Origin of the sequence: Methanosarcina sp. 2.H.A.1B.4, from assembly GCF_000979385.1 — an archaeon.
Lineage (GTDB): Archaea > Halobacteriota > Methanosarcinia > Methanosarcinales > Methanosarcinaceae > Methanosarcina.
In genome coordinates this window covers 117,101-135,732 of sequence record NZ_JJOV01000080.1, presented here as the reverse complement: position 1 = coordinate 135,732, position 18,632 = coordinate 117,101, and the positions used below count along the sequence as shown (strand labels likewise).

Below are 18,632 nucleotides of genomic sequence, written 5' to 3'. Positions count from 1 at the left end.
AGGTGTAAGTCGTAGGGAAATATTAGCAAAACAATTAACTTCAAGGTTGTTATGTCAAATCAGTCGAGTGCCTATATTGTAAACGACCCTATAACGCAATACCCACAGTACAAATTCGTACTTGTAGGTATTGCTATTATCAGAATTAGAAAAGTTTTGCTGATCAGATTACTTATAGTGAGCAACCGGTTGTATGCTCGTTATCCGTAGTATTTTTACTCATCAACATTTTTAACTTCTTTTCTTTCCTGTACTGCTTTCACGACCATAGCTAAGACAATAAAAATGTAGGTCAGTATCAGAATCGGGAATGAAACTTCATCAGAGAGCATTCCGTTCTCAATAATATTTAATGTCCCGGAAAATATAGACTGAGCGAGAATTATGATGCCAAAAGCACATATTGCACCAAATCCCCAAATTTCTTTTTTTATCTTGGTTCCCATTACAAAATAAGCATTCTTCATAATCGCTCTAGTTGTAAAGAACACTGTGGGTATACTTAATAATACCAATGCTTCAACCATTGGGGTGGCCCAAATATAAAAAGTCTTTATAAAACCATCAACAAAAATTAACGCCAATGTAAAAATCAATGTCTGAAAAGCGATTTTTTGTCTGTTTAGCATTTGAAGTTCATCAAATTTCGGATTCATATCTTAGTCTTCCCAAAACAATTCATCTAAGGTTTTTCCTAATACTTTGCATATGGAAACACATAATTTCAATGTAGGATTATACTCTCCCTTTTCAACGGCATTCATCGTCTGCCTCGTAACACCGACAGCTTCCGCCAGATCCTTCTGCGTCATATCTAACGCTGCACGAGCAACTTTGATTTTCAGGTTTTTCCCAATATTTTCACCTCACCAGGAAAATTAATATATATGTTAATAGATGTCAAATATATATTACTTTTGAGGGGTAAGAAAGCCAGATTTAATTAAATATCCGGCTTGAGATAATATAAATATCTCGCACAACTGCCATTAAAAAACAACCACTGGAGACTGGCATGCTTTGTTGATATTCCGGATTTCACCATCCATTTTTTATGCGAGAAGCACCTTTATGTTTTAAACCGGCTCTGAATTGATTTGCGTAAGCCTTTTTCTTTACAGTTACCATAGCTTTTCAGCTACCGAAATTTTCCATTCACCAGAAATTACAGTTATCTTAAGAAAAATACCCCTGATCTAATATGTCTGACAAAAATTATTCTTGCAACCCCCCGGAAATCCTTTCCCCGGTCGGCGATAACGAAGCCCTGCTTGGCGCAATCAAGGGAGGAGCAGATGCCGTTTATCTTGGAGTTGGCGAATTCAATGCCCGACAGGGAGCCAAAAACTTCACCATTGATGACCTGGAAGCTGCCATTGATCTGGCTCACTCACACGGAGTCCTTGTTTACCTTGCCCTGAACATCCCGATCAAACAAAAAGAACTGCAGCATGCCCTTGAAATAGTGGACCGTGCATACGCAGCCGGAACCGATGCTATTATCCTGCAGGACCTCGGGCTTCTCAGGCTTTTAAAGGAAATATATCCTGACCTGGACCTCCACGCAAGCACGCAGATGACTATCCACAATAAAGAGGGAGTGGATTTTGCAGCAAGGCTGGGTGCAAAAAGAGTGATAGTTTCCAGGGAACTTACCACAGCCGAGGTAAAGGATATTGTGGAACACTCAAAAGTGGGTATAGAGGTCTTCGTCCATGGAGCCCTCTGCTATTCCTACTCAGGCAAATGCCTTTTCAGCAGTTTCCTGCACGACAGGAGCGCAAACAGGGGAGCCTGTGCCCAGCCCTGCCGGCGCAGATACAGTTTCCTGGTAAACGGCAGGGAAATTGACGAAAGGCATATAGGAGGCAGTTACCCCATAAGCTGTGCCGAACTTTCCACGTTCACAGGGCTTGAGGAGATAGTAAAAACCGGGGTCATAAGCCTTAAAATCGAAGGCCGGATGAAAAAGCCCGAGTACGTGACTGCAAGTGCCGCTGCCTACAAAGCTACAGTCGAAGACATCTGCAGGGCCGGAGAAAACCCGACAAAGGAAGAGCTTGAAGCAAGGGAAGCCAAGCTTGCAAAACTTTTTTACAGGGGCTTTACGCGGGGCTTCATCCTCGGGGAAAAAGGCGTGTCCCATCCCAAATACAGCTCAAACTACGGGGCATTCCTCGGAAAAGTCCTGGACCTCTCCCGTTCAAAAGGGAACACAAAACTTACAGTCCGGCTTGAAGAAGACATCCAGGTAAAAGACGGCATAAGTATCTTCACGCGGGAAAGGATGCTCGGCTCTGCGGTAACAGGTATTATAACGATTACAGGCGAGCAAGTAAAAAACGCAAAAAAAGGCGAAAAAGTAGGGCTTGAGATCAGCTCAAAGACAGGCAGAGCTGTCCAGCGGGGTGACGAACTCCATCTCACAACAGACACGCAGCTCCTTGATACCCTTCAGAAAACAAAACTGGAAGCTCTCCCCGTAAGCCTGAAGGCAAGAGCCAGAAAAGGAGAACGTTTTACGGTTGAGATAAGAACAGAAAGCGGGAAATGCGCAGAAAACGAAGAAAACGAAGAAAACGGAAAAGGCTGCAGAACAGAAGAATCCGCGTATGCGGAGTTTACAGACGACTATATCGTCCAGGAAGCCGAAAGAGTCCCAACCACTGAAGAGCAGATCAGAAAGGCAATGGAAAGCCTTGGAGACACTCCTTTCGAAGCCGCTGCCATTGAGATCGAAGCTGACGAAAATATCTTTATCCCGGTCGGTGTGCTGAAGAATGCAAGGCGAAAGGCCGCAGACCTTCTGCTGGAAAAAACCCTTGGGGGGTATAAAAAAGAACAAAAACACCCTGACCTGGCAGATTTCAACCGCCTGTGCACTGTAGAAAGCGGTGCCGAAAATAAGAATAACGCTAGCAAGGATGAAGTAAGCAAGGATGAAGTAAGCAAGAATGAAGTAAGCAAGAATGAAGTAAGCAAGAATGAAGTAAGCAAGAATGACATCAGCATGACCAGGACCAGGGCAAGAGATACAGCTTCAAAGAAACTCCTCCTGAGTGTTGAAGTGCAGGGAATTTCTTATCTCTTACAGGCAGCCGAATCCGGAGCAGATATCGCCTACATCCCTGTATCACTGTTCGAAGAACTGATGTCTCCCAAAAATGCGGCGAAGCTTGAGGATTTGAAAGCAGAAAGAATCGAACTCATCTTCAGGATCCCAAGGATAACCCATGACAGTGAACTGGCTGAATTAAAACCCCTGCTGGAAAAAATAAGGGATGCCGGCTTTAGTGTGGCCTGTTCCAGCCTCGGAGCAGCGCAGCTTGCAAAAGAGCTTGCCATACCTTTTGTCGCCCAGAAGGACTTCAATATCTTCAATTCTTTTACTGCCAGCACCTTCTACCAGGCAGGAGCGTACAGGGCAACCCTTTCAAGCGAACTGAACCTGAGCGAAATAAAACATGTATGTGAAGCTCTTCAGGCATGCGAGGGTTCAGGCCAGACCGAAATATTAGTTTACGGCAGTGAACTGATGCTTATTACGGAAAATGACCTCTTAAAGCCCCTAGTTGACCGGAAAATCGTAAGAGAAGATAGCGAAGTACTCCTTGTTGACCAGAGCGGCTCAGAGTTTCCCGTCCAGCGCCTTGGCACCCGGACCCTTATCTATAATTCAAAGGTTCTTGACATGCTAAAGTACGTTAATAACATGAAAGGATACGGCGTGGACGTGCTCAGGCTTGACCTTTCGTTCAACACTACTGCCGAGATAGAAGAAATCTTAAAGGCATATAAAGAGGCACTTGCAGGAAAAGATGTAAAGCTGAAACCTATAAGAGGGATTGAATATACGACAGGGCATTATTTTAAGGGCGTTTGAGGTAGAGTAAGGAAATTTCGTTTACTCATTTATAATGGGAATGATGTGCGATAAAATGAAACATGGGATTGTTTGGAATTCTAAGTTCTGAATTCTAACCCGAGCAACCTTATTCGCTATACTGAATCGTTCCTATCACGCTCGACGCAGGAGAGCGGCCATTCCCAGAAAAAAGAAGAGAAAATGAGAGAGCAGAAATTAAAAATGAAATGAAAAATGGGAGAAATGAGAACAAAAAATTATTCTACTTGAAAGCGTTCTTCCAATTTTTTTCAAGTCTTATGTTTGTTTTTCTTCTTTCTGCTTCTTCTTTTTGGGAAGAGCCGCCAGACAAGCTGGCGGGGTTTCCTATAATACATTGATTCAAAAAAAGTTTAGGGGTTAAGGGAAGTTTTTCCATCAACCCAGAGCCTTTCTTATTTTTCCCATTTTTGTGAGGGTCGAGCACACGAGCTGTGAGACTTCCTCATCCATACAGTTTCCTGCCGTACCCGCCTGCAGGAGGTCAGGCTGCATCATTTCGAGCAGGATGCGGTATGAAGGTTCGGGCCTGGTTTCAAGGTTGAAGGTATCGTTCAAAACCTCGATATCTCTCTGGACTTCCTTCAGGCAGGCTCCCGAGAGGAATCGGGAGGCTACATTGAGGTCCAGGTACCCGGATGCAAAACTCAGGTCACTGGCAAGGGAAGGGAAATATTTTGTAAGCAGCCTTTCACAGGCCTCATCGCCAAGTTTTTCCCGTGCTTCTTTGAGAGCAGTACCTGTACCTATGAATTCGGGAGGCAGGCCTATGGAGTAGAGGGCGCCGGTAAACTTGATAGCCCGTGGGAGGTGCAGGTTTTCTGCAGGCATGCTGGCATTGAGTTCTTTTCCGATGTCACTGCGGCAGAGCCTGATTATGCCAGAAATATCAGGAGCACTTCTTGAATAACCGCCGCTTCCACTGTGCATCAGGCGGTCCCGCTGCTGGGGGAGAAGGTCGGCAAGCTGGTTTATAGTGGAGGACAGTTCGCGTATAATGCGGCTGTACCTTGTCCCGAAAATCCCTATAAGGTTTACGAGCTCTTCCTTTTCTTCGAGGGAAAAGAGCTCAGGGGTTTCGGGCAGCTTCTTTTTTGCAAGGTTCACAAGGGCTTCAGCGTCCCCTTTTTCATGGCTGTACCTGACAGCTGACTGCAGGGTGATTGTTCCGATGCCCCTGTACTCCCTGAAGAAGTTTTCCGCATTTTTCAGGTCCAGGTGCCCTCTGAAAGGCAGAGTCCCTGCTCCGAATATGATGCCCATCTCGGTGTCAAGCTCTGATTCCAGTTCGGAAATCCCGTTTATGGCGTATTTGCATGAGAGGGTGCTTGCCACATGCCCGAAAGAAAGGGCTGAGTCGGATTTGCCCAGGAAGACCCTGAATTTTTCGGGGGCTGTCCCAAAACGTTCTTTCCAGGCAAAAAGCGTACTTTTTGCAAGTTCCTTTGCATTTAGCAGCGCAGGAGCATCCTCTATAAGGGGAATTATACGCGGGACCTCCATTTCAAACCCGAATTCCTTTTTTGCAAGCTCGCTTACATCTACCATATGCTGCTGGGCATCAATGATTTCCCTGACTGTGCCTGTCATGGGGTGCACGAATTCATTGATTGCCTGGACATCCGAGTATTCAAGGGCACTATGGTTGGCTTCGGCAATAGACATCATTACCATAAGCTGCCTGAACCGGTTCTCCTGGACTGCACTTGGAGCCCGGGGAGTGATAAAAACATCTTTTCCGGGCACAAGGCCTGTTTCTTCTATGAATTTTGATACGACCTGGACATTCTGATGATAGGGAGTTGCCTTTCCCTCATAATCCGGCATATATTCGTCACAGCCGAATACCACTGCAGCTTCAATGGCTTCCCCAGGCTCTTCCTGTGTGGATATGTACCTTGATGCAGAGTCCGGGTGCTGCGTGCACATAACTTTCGGATAAGTTGTTTTCCTGCTCATGAAATTGAACCCTCAATGCTCAATAGGGCAAATTTTTAGATTTTTATTTTTTTTGTTTCTTTTTGTTGACTGCCAGATCAATTGCCTTATTGACCTTATTGTTAACCGTGAAATAAACTTAAACTGGCAGCGGAAGAGTACGTTTACTTAGAGATAAATGTTTTCGTTAACAATACGTTGACAATACTTTGACATTTAAGTATCGGCTTTGAAACTGTTTGCTATATATGCATTAAAATACAGCATATACATAGTATCTAAAGGATATTGATATCAAAAGTATACTCAAATTATCTTACAAATTAATTCCGAGAAAAAAGGAAACAACGAAAGAATCAATGATACGAATCAATGATACGAATCAATGATACGAATCAATGATACGAATCAATGATACCGCAAAAAAGTCTGAGGTAACAAAATGTACTGCGATCAGTGCCCTGAAGTTTTGAGTGGAAAAGGCTGTACAAAAAACGGACCCTGCAAGAAGCAGAGAGATGAGCTCTCAAGAGCCAAAAGCCAGGGCGAAAAAGATGGATTAAGTTTGCCAGCCCGGTTAAAAGGCATGCTGGGCGTTTTCAAGAAAAAACAGAAAAAAAGTATTGATTGAATTTTGATCTTTGGCCATCACGCATCTTTTTAATCCACTTCTATTCAGTTTTCTGTTTACTCTTCTCCCATTTCCCTTCTGAATTCTACGTAATCTCTTTCTACTTCTTCGAGTTTTACTTCTTTGAGTTCTATGCCTTCGAGTTCCATGTCTTTGAGTTCGTATTCCATTTTATTTACCCCCATGATCGAGATAGTTACAGTCTATATTTATTTTTGTTGTCCATACCTTAAATTATTTTCTGTTGAATTAACATTCATCCCCATTTTGAAGACTGAAATACACTTATATATAGATTTCTGTTAACCATTCATCTTAGTACAACATGTGAATAGTTTACATTTCTTACTCTTATTTATGAGACTGATGAATGCAGCAAAGATATTCTTAAATGAAAGTTGAAGCATTTCCATCTCTCATGCATAACAGTTCGGGGCCAGAACTCATCCTTGGCATAAAAAACTTTGCAGGGCTTGAGGCATGTTCCAGGTATGCTGATGCCGTCTATTTTTCAACGGATAGGCTCAGCCTGAGAGCAAAGGCAAAAGAGATCACCCTTGAAACTCTGGAAGATTTTGTATATGAGGTCAAGGCACGGGAGCTTAAGGCTTATCTGGCTGTAAACTCAGCCGTAAATGAAGCCAGGCTTGATGAAGTAGAAGAAGTGGTAGATGCAGCTGTAAAAGCTGGAGTAGATGCAGTTATCGCCTGGGATCCGGCTGTCATCCTTAAGGCACGTAAAGCCGGGCTCAGGGTCCATATCTCCACACAGGCAAACGTTACGAACCACGAAACTGCAGAGTTTTACAGAACCCTTGGAGCAGAGCGTATAGTGCTTTCAAGGGAACTTTCCCTGGAAGAGATCCGGAAAATCAGGCAGCAGACTGAGATAAAAGTCGAAACTTTTGTTCACGGCGCGATGTGTATGGCAGTTTCAGGAAGGTGCCACCTTTCGGCATACGTCCTTGGAAAATCCGGGAACTGTGGGGAATGCACCCAGCCCTGCCGCTGGGAATGGGAGCTGCACGGAGAAAATGGGCTTGTTACGGAAAGCAGGGGGAAATACCTTCTCAGTGCAAAAGATTTATGTATGATCGAGCATGTGCCGGAACTTATTGAAGCCGGGATAGATTCATTTAAGGTAGAGGGCAGGCTGCGGGACCCCGGATATCTGGAAGTGGTCTCCCGCTGCTACAGGGAAGCAATTGATGCCTGCAAAGAAGGAAGCTATACCCGCGAAAAAGCAGATGCGTGGAGATCCGAGCTGTCTTCTGTGTATAATAGAGGCTTTTCCACCGGGTTTTACTTCGGAGTTCCGGGCCTGGAAGGCTTCTCTCCTGAAAAAGGCATGAACGCCTCGGAAAAGAAACGCCGGGCTGCAGGAGTTGTAGAAAATTATTATCCCAAACAGCAGGCTGCAGCAATAAGACTGCTTGAAGAAGGACTTGCAATAGGAGACGAAATCCTTATCGAAGGAAGCACTACCTATCTGAAGCAGCAGGTCCGCTCTCTTATAAAAAAAGGCATGCTTCTGCAAACAGCTGAAAAAGGGGATGAAGTCGGTCTTGCCGTTGATAAGGCGGTCAGAAAAAACGACCGAATATTTATAATCTGATTAATTGTATTATCTAAGTAAACTAGTATAATTCAATTAAAATATTATAACAGTATCTATATATTGGATTCTTCCTTATACGGATTACGGCTTACGGAAACAACTGAAACGAGTTGGTTCAGTTATTCAGGATAAGCTCATTTATTCAGTATTATTCAGTATAATACTCATCTGGCAGGACAAATTTCCAGCCGGGTAAATTGACTCGATTGGTGGCCAGCCATATGATCAATAATATGGTTTACAGTCAAATCCTGGACTGTAAACAATTTCGATAAACAATTTCGATAAACAATTCTCTGACCGATAAATAAGGTGATATTTTGATAAGCGTCAACGAAATGGGATCATACGTCATTGAAGAGATGCTCGACTGGAGCGAAGACCTGAAAACGGAAGTAATTAAGCTTGAAAACGGCGCCACGATCATTGACTGTGGAGTTAAAGCCGAAGGTGGATATGAAGCCGGGATGTACCTGGCAAGACTCTGCCTTGCTGACCTTGCTGACCTTAAATACAGCACCTTTGACCTCAACGGCATCAAATGGCCTGCCATCCAGGTGGCAACTGACAACCCGGTAATTGCCTGTATGGCTTCCCAGTACGCAGGCTGGAGAATCTCAGTAGGAGGTTACTTCGGGATGGGTTCAGGCCCTGCACGTGCACTCGGTTTGAAACCCAAAGAGCTCTATGAGGAAATCGGGTATGAGGATGATTTCGAAGCTGCGGTCCTTGTCATGGAATCCGACAAGATCCCTGATGAGAAAGTGGTCGAGTATATTGCAAAACACTGCAGTGTGGACCCTGAAAACGTCGTGATCGCCGTTGCCCCTACAGCTTCCATTGCAGGCTCTGTCCAGATCTCAGCCCGTGTTGTAGAAACCGGTATCCACAAGTTCGAATCCATAGGTTTTGATATCAACTGTATCAAGAGCGGGTACGGAATTGCCCCTATAGCCCCGATTGTCGGAAACGATGTCCAGTGCATGGGCTCAACCAATGACTGTGTAATCTACTGCGGCGAGACTAACTATACAGTCCGCTTCGAAGGCGAACTGGCTGAACTGGAAGACTTTGTAAAGAAAGTCCCCTCAACAACCTCCGGTGATTTCGGAAAGCCCTTCTACCAGACCTTCAAGGCAGCAAACTTTGACTTCTTCAAAGTTGACGCAGGCATGTTCGCTCCTGCCAGGGTAACCGTAAACGACCTCAAGAGTACAAAGACCATTTCAAGCGGCGGGCTCTATCCCGAAATCCTGCTCGAATCCTTCGGAATCAGGAACGTTTGAAAGGGCATTTGCTCTTTTTTACTTTTTTACTTTTTCTCTGCTTTTTCTGCTTTTTTTCTGTTTTTGTACTTTATCTCTAATTTTTCTGTTTTTTTCTGTTTTTGTACTTTATCTCTGCTTTTTCTGCTTTTTTCTATTTTTGTACTTTATCTCTGCTTTTTCTGCTATTTCTTTGATTTTGTTCTTTCTTGATGAGCTGGAGAGGGCTAATTCGAAGAGTTATAGCTTTTCTGTGCGTCCAGTTTTCCATTATAATAGAATCGTGAACTGCCCCCATCTGTCGGGCTGATGCCCTCCGAGGAAGGGGACTTCCCGCTGTGCCTCCGCGCTCCCAGAGTTAGATGTAAGCATTTACGTTCAAAACCATGTTCCCAAATACAGAGAGATGCAGTGCCGGATCACAAATGTACTACATAAATGAGAAATATGGAGGAGAATCAAAATGGAGAGTATCATGGCACCCGGTCATGGATAATTGAAGAAATAAAACCGAAGAATAAAACAGTTTTATGGTATGGAAAGGTCTCTGGCAGAAAGAAAGGTCATAAAGGGCGCATGTAATGTTCTCATTGAGATATTTTCTAAGATTGGAGCTATAATTAATTAAAAATGGAATCACTTGATTTGAAAGTAATAACAAGATTCATAAAGTGGCAATGAGGATATATATAAAGGGACTGGGATAAAAATCAAATTAATTGTAACATTAACGAAGTAATGAAAAAAGCCACATACTAAATTTGCAACTGCATAAGTCCCGTAGTAATATTATTGATTTACTCCAGATAAGACTTTTATTATTCACGGGTTATTTAAATAGTTGAAGCCATTAAATGCTAAAAATGGATCTGAATTTTGACAATCCTGGAAGATAATTAAAGTATCGGAATTATAATATAAAATGTAACATTTAGTAACACGCATACATAGTAAAGTGACAAGACAGTAGACAATTCTTTCCAAACCCAACTTATTTATATCTGTATCGAAGAATAAATATAAATAAAATTATTAAGGATGATACTCGACGGATGGAAAAGGGAAACTATGCGTGTACTAAACTTTGCACGGATCTAAGAAAAACAGGCATAGTATACTTGATGATTTCTAATTAACATAATTTTAATCCTTTTAATTCACACAATAATTCCCTCCTAAATCCTGCTTATTCGGGGGCTCAAAAGCCCTGAACACTCAAAATTAACCACATGTGTATGGCAAACTGCTTTAATTTATTTACCAAAGTACCAAAAATCTTTTATAACACGGTCACATAAGCCCAGAATGTCAACTCAGGAATTCAATAATGGGTTAATGAAACCTGTTTCAGAGGAGTTGACCCGGCTAAAGGTCGTGATTAATTAAAACAGGAGATATTGATCAGAAGGAGTAATGTCCCATGGTCAATAGCAAATTTTGATTGGTAGAAGCCAGAACTTCTTATGTCCTGCCACCTCCAGTGACCAGTCCCTAGAAAAGTGATTGGAGAGTGGAAACTCTGTGTGCAAAGTGTCCGGCCCACATAAATCGCAGAGAACCGAATTGGATAGGTTCAAAAATATTGCGCAGACGTAATATAAAATTTTGAATAATGCATAGGTCCGACCTGATCAGATGTTTGGCATAGAGCCGACCTGATTGGATAGTTCGGAAAAAAAAGTATTACGAGTACGTAATATGGAATTTTGAAAAATATTTGGGAAAAGTAAAGAATTACCCTATATCATTTTGATTTACTTAATCCCTAGAATCCAACCCAAAGGTGATACGATGCTAAATAGACAACTAGGAACCCTATTCCTGGTAACATGCCTTATTTTAACAACCGTACCTGCTGCACTAGGCGGCCAGAATACGCAAACCGTAACTGTTGCCGGAGACGGAAGCGGAGATTACAACTGTGATGGAGTAGACGATCATGTCCAGATTAACCAGGCTCTTGAATATGCAGCAAATAATCCTGGCACAACCGTCCAGCTTAAAGGCCCATTCACATATGACATAGGCGATTCTCTTCTGATAGGCAGCGAAACAACCCTTGAAGGAGATTCCGATGTAACAATTAAGCTCGCCAAAGGACTACCGGTCTGGGGTGGGCGTGAGAGCAGTATTGCAGAAAAGAAAGCTATGCTTATGATCAGAGGCAGTTCTGCAAGCAATGTTACAATAGGAAACTTAACTGTTGATGGTAGTCAGAGTGACTATTATCCTGACGTCAGGCTTGGAACTTCCTGTTATAACATGGCAACCATAGTAAATTGTAATGGATTAACAATCCAGAACGTTACATTCCAGAACGGATGTAATGATGCCATGCTTATTTCACAATCCAGCAACATAATGATAGACACGGTAACCGTGAACAAATGCGGACATGACGGTGTATATGCCTATCATGTAAATGGCATTACAGTTAAGAACTCTAACTTTATTAACCGAACTAATTCGTCCGTTCGTTTCGATTCCGTTACCGACGGAGTCATGCAAAACAATGAATGTACTACATCCGGTGGCGGATATGCAGGCTTAGAATTACAGGGAACTCTTGTAAACATAGAAGCTTCTGGAAACTATTTCCATGACCTGGCTGCTCCTGCAATAGTACATTTAAACACAAAAGAAACAAATGTAAACATCCACGATAATAGAATTGAAAATTGTGGATAAGGAACTTTATTTATTGGGAAACTCTCAGTTCATTAACTGAGAGCCAATTCGATTTATTTTTTTGGAACATATAATTCAGATTAAATATCATCTAATGACCAATCTCTAAAAAGTGATTGGAAGGTGGAAACTCTGTGTTCAACGTGTCCGCCCCGCATCAATTTATCTTATTGCGCTGTTTTCGCACTGTTTTTTGTTACATCTGAAAAATGCTTTTGCTTCTTATCATGAAATTAGCTGGCATGAGCATAGCTGGCATGAGCATAGCTAGCATGAGCAGCATAAAACTCTAAAATCTAGCTCCTATAATAGCTTCTCAGGCTCTGGTTGTTTTCGGATACCTTTGCTTAATCGGGAAATTTTTGAATCTTTTTGGCTGCCCTATTTTTGTTGCAATTTTTATTACATTCGGTAATAATATGCCTCCGGATATATGTTAAATTTGAGCTGCTTTTGGTTCTCAACTCAACTTATTTAAGGAGATATTCCCAATCTTATTGTAGAAACAGATAAAAATTACAAAAAATATTGCCGCAAAGAAAGTTCTCAAAAAGCAGAATTTTAATGAAACATCATAAGGAGAAGATTTAGGAGAAGATTTTCATGCCGATAATAAACACATCTCAAGGAGTAGGAGGAATCCTGAATAGTTTCAGGGGCCTTGTCGAAGGAGCAGAAAAGATTACTTTTGTTGGGACTCCGGGCTTTTGCACTCCTTTTGCCGAGCTTCTGGGTTTCGTGGTCAGGGACCGAAAACTTGCTTTCATCCCCAATATGGACTTTGAAAAAGCCAGGTCAGTCTCCATGACCCCCGAGGGGATGCAGCTTGGCGGACCTGCAGATGCCCATGCTGATGCGGTTGTCCTGCTCGGCGGGCTTGCGATGCCAAAGATCGGCACCGGGCCTGAAAAAGCTAAAGAAATCGCAAAAAAGGTTCTCGAAGGCTCGGCTAAAGGAAAAATTATCGGAGTCTGTTTCCAGTCGATGTTTCTGCAGCAGAAATGGGACGAGGTTATCAACTTTGATTATATCATTAATGCAGACCTGTCTGTTGAAGTACTTCAAACCTGAAACTGCATGAAATACACTAATTATATTGCTTAAAGCAGTTTACTTACTGCTTAAAGTGGTTTTTAACAAATTATTTTTTATTTATTCTTTATTATCGAAGCCAGATCTTATCGAAGCCAAATATTGCTGATTTTCAGGTGATCCTTTATTTTTCAGGTGATCCCCTATTTTTCAGGTGATCTTTCATGCCCATTACCATTCATGCTAGAAAAAATATTCATGCTGAAAAAATAGTATTTCAGTAAAAAAAGGAAGCTAGCAACACCTATATCAAAGATTGTTGTGAAAAACAATAATTGTTCCTGCAATAATATGGAACATGGTATATAAAAGAGATAAGTTGGTTAATATTTTCAGTTCCTCTAATTAAATCCGAATCCCTTAACTTCAGAAAAAGATGTAATTCTTGATCAAGGGCTATTTTAGGAAGAAAAGGGCAGGAAAAGGGCAGGAAAAAGGTTTAATTCGATTTTCAGAGAATTGATAGAGTTTTTCTTTTTCTGAGTTTCTGTCTATCATAATCTATCAATATCTATCAAAATCTATAAAATTGATAGAAAATGACAGGATTCGAAAAATAGAAAGGAAAAATTCCAGGTCATCTAGCCCATAAAGGAACCTGAGCTTTGGGCTTCAGGCAAGCTAAGATTTAAACCAACATATGAATTAATTATATTTCTGATCCCGTCTATTATAAGCATCATAAGGGGACTATATTCATCAGGCTAATATCCATCAGATTATTTGTCAACCTCCTCGTTATCCCATACCTTTTAATATTCCCAACACCGTAATTACGCAGACCTATATACTCATAATCATATTCAGGTGACTTTTTCAATGTATTCCGACCGCATAAATGCATTACCGCCATACCTTTTTGCAGCGATTGATGAAGCTAAGGACGAAATGATTGCAAAGGGAGTGGACGTGATCGACCTCGGGGTAGGAGACCCTGATTTACCGACCCACCCCCACATTGTGGAAGCTTTGCGCGAAGCTGTCCTTGACCCGAATACGCACCAGTATCCTTCTTATGCAGGAATGCCCCAGTTCAGGAAGGCGGCAGCTGAATGGTGTGAGAAATATAAGGGAATTAAGCTCGACCCTGCAACTGAAGTCCTTTCCCTGATAGGGTCAAAGGAAGCGGTTGCACATATCCCGCTAGCCTTTGTCAATCCGGGAGATGTCGTGCTCTATACCGAGCCAGGGTACCCTGTCTACAAGATCGGGACTCTTTTTGCGGGTGGGGAGCCGTATCCACTGCCGCTGAAGGCCGAGAACAACTTCCTGCCTGACCTGGACTCGATTCCGGCAGATGTCCTGAAAAGGGCGAAGCTCTTCTTCTTCAACTACCCGAACAATCCCACCTCGGCAACCGCGGACATGGCATTCTTTGAAAAGGTCGTTGAGTTCTGCAAGAAAAACGATATCATTGCAGTGCACGACAATGCCTACTGCCAGATGACCTACGATGGATACGAGGCTCCCTCCTTCCTTGCAGCAAAAGGCGCAATGGATATCGGTATGGAACTCTACTCCCACTCCAAGACCTACAACATGACCGGCTGGAGGCTCGGGTTTGCAGTAGGAAACAAAGCTCTCATAAAGGGGCTCGGGAAAGTTAAGTCCAACGTAGACTCAGGCGTCTTTGATGCGATCCAGATCGCAGGCATTGCAGCGCTTTCCTCTTCCCAGGCCTGCGTTGATGATGCCAACCTGGTCTACGAAGAGAGACGCAACGCCCTTATTGAAGGGCTCAAAGCCATGGGCCTTGAAGTAAACCCACCAAAAGCCACCTTCTACGTCTGGGCTCCTATCCCGAAAGGCTTTACTTCGATCAGTTTTGCAAAACTCCTCCTCGAAGAAGCCGGAATCGTCGCAACCCCCGGAGTCGGCTTCGGAGACGCCGGCGAAGGCTACATCAGGTTTGCCCTCACCAAGCCTGTTGATAGGATCAAAGAAGCTGTAGAAAGGATGAAGAAGCTGCAGTTCTGATCCGAAAAATTCCTGAAACCGGGCTAAGAGTCAGACTCAGAGTCGGATTCAGAGTCAGAGTCAGAATCAGAGTTGGATTCAAAGACGGATTCAGAGTAAACCAAAAAAGGTCAAAAAAGGCGGCATACCTTAAAAAGCCGCCTAAAATCTATTTTTAAATCAAATTCCTTAAGTCTGCCAGCTTTTCGGTTTAGGGTTACATTTCCGGAAGCCTGACCAGAAAAGCATTTCTTTTTTAAGCAATAAATCCTAAGTGGACCAGCATGCCAGATCCCATAAAAGAACCAACCAAAGAATCGGTCACAGAACCTGCCAGCCATCCGATCAAAGAACACTTCCGGCTCAAGGAAACCATAGTAACGATCGCAGCCGACGACCAGGCCCATATAGAAGCTGCAAAAACAGCTATCGAGGTACACAGGGCAGCCCTTGAAACTTACATCCTTTCCGACCCTTATTTTCAGATAACTCTCGAACCCTACGCCTGCCCGAAAAACGCCCCTGAAGTCGTCCGCAGGATGGTAAAAGCAGGAAACACTATGGGAATAGGGCCAATGAGTGCGGTTGCAGGCACAATTTCTGCCCTTGCCGTGGAAGCAATGGTAAAAGCCGGAGCAAAATACGCTATTGTCGATAACGGTGGGGACATTGCACTTATCAATGACCGACCGGTGGTGGTCGGGATCTATGCAGGGCAATCTCCTATTAAAAACCTGGGATTAATTTTCGAGCCCCGGGACTCGATCACAGGTATCTGTACCTCGGCAGGGACAGTGGGGCCTTCAATCAGCTTCGGGATGGCGGATGCAGCGGCAATTTTCTCGGATGACGTTTCTCTAGCGGATGCAGCGGCAACGGCATTGGGAAACGAAGTCGGGATAGGAAAGGAATCTATTGAAGCTGCATTTAAAGCCGTAAAAGACGTGCCAGGAATAAAAGGCGCACTCGTAATTCAGGGAGAGTACATCGGAATGTGGGGAAAAGTGCCGAAAATTACGCGAGCCGATGTAAGGCATGAGTATATCACCAAGGCGTGAATACTTTTATTAAGGAACTTCTACATAAATAATTACGTAAATATTAACAGATATTATATATAGATATATTTTAATGGAGCTTCGGCCACAGACATGAGATTTTTTAATGGACAGCTGAAAAGCGTGGCCGAACAGGAAGTTTTTGACAAAGCAGGCTGGATAAAGTGAACCGGATAAAGTGAGCTGGAAAGGCTGCTATATCCTTAATGTTAAAAATACCAGACCGGAGGAATCACATGCCTGGGGGCTATACTGGAAAGATCCTGGAAGTTGACCTTGACAGCGGCGAGCTTAAAGACTCACCGCTTGACGAAGAAATGGCAAAGATGTACCTCGGAGGCAAGGGGCTTGGCCTGAAACTCGTATACGATGAGTTCAGATCGGACATGCACCCCTTTGACCCTGACAACCTGCTTATTTTTGCAACCGGGCCTGCTACCGGGCAAAAGTTTCCCACAAGCGGGCGTTACCATATCGTCTGCAGCAAGTCCCCCCAGACCGGGACCGTGGGCAGCGGGAATTCCGGAGGAAAATGGGGCCCCTTCCTGAAATTTGCAGGGTATGACGCTGTAATCGTGCGGGGGATCTCAAAGGAGCCGGTCTACCTGAGCATCGTGGATGGAAAAGCCGAGCTTGTGCCGGCCCCGGAACTCTGGGGGATGACGGTCCACGCGGTTACGGACGAACTGACGGAAAGGAGCGAAAACCCGAAAAAGACCTCGGTTGCATGCATCGGGCCTGCGGGAGAAAACCTGGTCCCCTTTTCCGGCATCATGAACGACAAGTACCGAACTGCAGGGAGGACGGGGCTTGGGGCTGTCATGGGGAGCAAGAAGTTAAAGGCGGTCGTGGTTTCCGGGAGCCAGAGGGTTGAACCTGCAAACCGGGAACTTATGGAAGATAGAGCCATAGAGTCCATGAAGCGCATCAGGGAAAACCCGATTACAGGCCCGAAGGGAGGACTTCACACCTACGGAACCGCGGTTCTTGTGAATATCCTCAACGAAAGCGGGGCCTACCCGACCCGGAACTTCCAGGAAGCCTACTTCCCGGATGCCGACGAGCAGAGCGGGGAGACCCTTGTCAAAAAATACCTGACCGGCCGCGGAGGCTGCTGGGGCTGTCCGATTGTCTGTGGACGGAAATCCGATGTGCCCGATGGGCCCTACAGTGTCCGGGATACCGAAGGCCCGGAGTACGAGACCATCTTTGCCTTTGGTTCCGACTGCGGGATAACGGAACTCGACGCCCTGATAAAGGCCAACCACCTCTGCGACGAACTGGGGCTTGACACTATCTCCATGGGAGGTACTATCGCCTGTGCCATGGAACTCGTGGAGAAAGGGAAAATCCCGCCGGAAAAACTGTACGGCATGAACCTGCGCTTCGGAGACCCCGGTTCAATGATCGAAGCCATCTGGAGGACCGCCTACCGAGCAGGGATCGGAGCTGACCTTGCCCTGGGTTCGAGAGCCCTCGCGGAAAAATACGGGGCCCCGGAATGCTCAATTGCTGTCAAGGGCATGGAACTGCCCGCCTACGACCCCCGCCCAATCCAGGGGATAGGCCTGAACTACGCAACCGCAAACCGCGGCGGTGACCATGTCTACGGCTACACTATCTCCCCTGAAGTCCTGGGCCTGCCAGAAAAGCTCGACCCCTACTCAGTCGAGGACAAGCCCAGGTGGACAATTCTCCTCCAGGACCTGACCTCAGCCATCAACTCCTCCGTAGTCTGCCTCTTTACCTCGTTTGCCCTGGGTCTGCCCGAGTATTCGGGGATGCTGGCAGCGGTTACTGGCTTTGACCTTGACGCAGACAAGCTCCTGAAACTCGGGGAGAGGATCACAAACCTCGAGAGGCTGATGAACAACATGTACGGGCTCGATCGGAATGAAGACGTCCTCCCAAAGCGCCTTACCGAAGAGCCAATCCCGGCCGGTCCCGCCAAAGGCCAGATTTCCCATGTCCCGGAAATGATCGACGAATACTACAGGCTCAGGGGCTGGATTGACGGGAAGCCGACGGAAGGGAAGTTGAAGGAACTCGGGATCGTCTGAAGGATCAACCGAGGGGCCTGAGAACCCCCTTCTCACTTTTTCCATTATTTCATTTCATATCTATTCATTTCTTTTTCCGGAGAGATAGGCTTGAAAGTACACATAAAGTTCCTTGCGACTATCCGTGAAATCACCGGAGAGCCCGAAATCGAGCTTGAGATCCACTCAGGGGACACCGTGGAAGCGGTCATGAGGACTCTGGAACACCGGTACGGGATAGAATTAAAAGAAGCTACGACAGGCACTACTGCTGGTGGGATCCCGAAAATCAGGATCCTGGTAAACGGGAGAGACATGGAGTTTCTTTCAGGGCTTGAAACCGAACTGAAAGCCGGGGATGTTATGGTCCTTATCCCTCCGGTTGCCGGAGGGTGAAAACGGAATATTAAGAAATTGTTCTCCCCTCACTGAGGGCTGAAGCC

At 44.6% G+C, this 18,632-nt stretch carries 14 protein-coding genes; 11 read left to right on the top strand and 3 right to left on the bottom strand.

What is annotated here, in order from left to right; genetic code table 11:
* Nucleotides 1-215: 215 nt before the first annotated feature.
* A complete protein-coding gene (locus EO92_RS12655) occupies nt 216-656 on the bottom strand; it encodes a hypothetical protein (protein WP_048172054.1) in 441 nt (146 codons plus the stop codon).
* 3 nt (nt 657-659) lie between these two features.
* Entirely contained in the window at nt 660-839 is a 180-nt protein-coding gene (locus EO92_RS12650) for a helix-turn-helix transcriptional regulator (protein WP_255350239.1), read from the bottom strand.
* 362 nt (nt 840-1,201) lie between these two features.
* Here EO92_RS12650 and EO92_RS12645 point away from each other — a divergent pair, with 362 nt between their 5' ends.
* Nucleotides 1,202-3,883 carry a U32 family peptidase gene (locus tag EO92_RS12645; protein WP_048172051.1) on the top strand — a complete coding sequence of 894 codons (2,682 nt, stop codon included), beginning with the start codon at nt 1,202-1,204 and terminating at the stop codon, nt 3,881-3,883.
* A 399-nt stretch (nt 3,884-4,282) separates the two neighbouring features.
* On the opposite strand, the gene ppcA is transcribed toward EO92_RS12645, so the two are convergent.
* Nucleotides 4,283-5,863, bottom strand: a complete 1,581-nt coding sequence (gene ppcA, locus EO92_RS12640) for a phosphoenolpyruvate carboxylase (RefSeq protein WP_048172049.1) — start codon at nt 5,861-5,863, stop codon at nt 4,283-4,285.
* 421 nt (nt 5,864-6,284) lie between these two features.
* On the opposite strand from ppcA, the gene EO92_RS12635 reads away from it, so the two are divergent.
* The 10 genes from EO92_RS12635 to EO92_RS12595 all read left to right on the top strand — a co-directional run bounded on the left by EO92_RS12635 (nt 6,285) and on the right by EO92_RS12595 (nt 18,585).
* Nucleotides 6,285-6,473 carry a hypothetical protein gene (locus EO92_RS12635; RefSeq protein WP_048172048.1) on the top strand — a complete coding sequence of 63 codons (189 nt, stop codon included), beginning with the start codon at nt 6,285-6,287 and terminating at the stop codon, nt 6,471-6,473.
* Nucleotides 6,474-6,891: 418 nt separating this feature from the next.
* Nucleotides 6,892-8,088 carry a peptidase U32 family protein gene (locus EO92_RS12630; protein ID WP_048172136.1) on the top strand — a complete coding sequence of 399 codons (1,197 nt, stop codon included), beginning with the start codon at nt 6,892-6,894 and terminating at the stop codon, nt 8,086-8,088.
* A gap of 323 nt (nt 8,089-8,411) precedes the next feature.
* Nucleotides 8,412-9,377, top strand: coding sequence for a methenyltetrahydromethanopterin cyclohydrolase (gene mch, locus EO92_RS12625; RefSeq protein ID WP_048163061.1), 966 nt, complete (start codon nt 8,412-8,414; stop codon nt 9,375-9,377).
* 417 nt (nt 9,378-9,794) lie between these two features.
* On the top strand, nt 9,795-9,938 hold the full coding sequence (locus EO92_RS18135) for a hypothetical protein (protein WP_162197476.1): 144 nt from the start codon (nt 9,795-9,797) through the stop codon (nt 9,936-9,938).
* Nucleotides 9,939-11,147: 1,209 nt separating this feature from the next.
* Entirely contained in the window at nt 11,148-12,044 is an 897-nt protein-coding gene (locus tag EO92_RS12620; protein WP_048172046.1) for a right-handed parallel beta-helix repeat-containing protein, read from the top strand.
* A 603-nt stretch (nt 12,045-12,647) separates the two neighbouring features.
* Nucleotides 12,648-13,115, top strand: coding sequence for a DUF2124 family protein (locus tag EO92_RS12615; protein WP_048172045.1), 468 nt, complete (start codon nt 12,648-12,650; stop codon nt 13,113-13,115).
* Nucleotides 13,116-13,955: 840 nt separating this feature from the next.
* The gene (locus EO92_RS12610; protein WP_048172044.1) at nt 13,956-15,113 is read left to right on the top strand and encodes an LL-diaminopimelate aminotransferase; all 1,158 of its coding nucleotides are present in this window, start codon (nt 13,956-13,958) and stop codon (nt 15,111-15,113) included.
* Nucleotides 15,114-15,376: 263 nt separating this feature from the next.
* Complete coding sequence (locus EO92_RS12605; RefSeq protein WP_048131220.1) at nt 15,377-16,150, top strand: UPF0280 family protein; 774 nt, start codon at nt 15,377-15,379, stop codon at nt 16,148-16,150.
* 236 nt (nt 16,151-16,386) lie between these two features.
* Nucleotides 16,387-18,210: an aldehyde ferredoxin oxidoreductase family protein gene (locus EO92_RS12600; protein ID WP_048172042.1), complete on the top strand. Its 1,824-nt coding sequence runs from the start codon at nt 16,387-16,389 to the stop codon at nt 18,208-18,210.
* A 90-nt stretch (nt 18,211-18,300) separates the two neighbouring features.
* Complete coding sequence (locus EO92_RS12595) at nt 18,301-18,585, top strand: ubiquitin-like small modifier protein 1 (protein WP_048139432.1); 285 nt, start codon at nt 18,301-18,303, stop codon at nt 18,583-18,585.
* Nucleotides 18,586-18,632 lie beyond the last annotated feature (47 nt).

Bases quoted from the DNA above. Each gene is read 5' to 3' on its own strand.
- EO92_RS12655 (WP_048172054.1), bottom strand. From the start codon at position 656: ATGAATCCGAAATTTGATGAACTTCAAATGCTAAACAGACAAAAAATC.
- EO92_RS12645 (WP_048172051.1), top strand. From the start codon at position 1,202: ATGTCTGACAAAAATTATTCTTGCAACCCCCCGGAAATCCTTTCCCCG.
- ppcA (WP_048172049.1), bottom strand. From the start codon at position 5,863: ATGAGCAGGAAAACAACTTATCCGAAAGTTATGTGCACGCAGCACCCG.
- EO92_RS12635 (WP_048172048.1), top strand. From the start codon at position 6,285: ATGTACTGCGATCAGTGCCCTGAAGTTTTGAGTGGAAAAGGCTGTACA.
- EO92_RS12630 (WP_048172136.1), top strand. From the start codon at position 6,892: ATGCATAACAGTTCGGGGCCAGAACTCATCCTTGGCATAAAAAACTTT.
- EO92_RS18135 (WP_162197476.1), top strand. From the start codon at position 9,795: ATGAGAAATATGGAGGAGAATCAAAATGGAGAGTATCATGGCACCCGG.
- EO92_RS12620 (WP_048172046.1), top strand. From the start codon at position 11,148: ATGCTAAATAGACAACTAGGAACCCTATTCCTGGTAACATGCCTTATT.
- EO92_RS12615 (WP_048172045.1), top strand. From the start codon at position 12,648: ATGCCGATAATAAACACATCTCAAGGAGTAGGAGGAATCCTGAATAGT.
- EO92_RS12610 (WP_048172044.1), top strand. From the start codon at position 13,956: ATGTATTCCGACCGCATAAATGCATTACCGCCATACCTTTTTGCAGCG.
- EO92_RS12605 (WP_048131220.1), top strand. From the start codon at position 15,377: ATGCCAGATCCCATAAAAGAACCAACCAAAGAATCGGTCACAGAACCT.
- EO92_RS12600 (WP_048172042.1), top strand. From the start codon at position 16,387: ATGCCTGGGGGCTATACTGGAAAGATCCTGGAAGTTGACCTTGACAGC.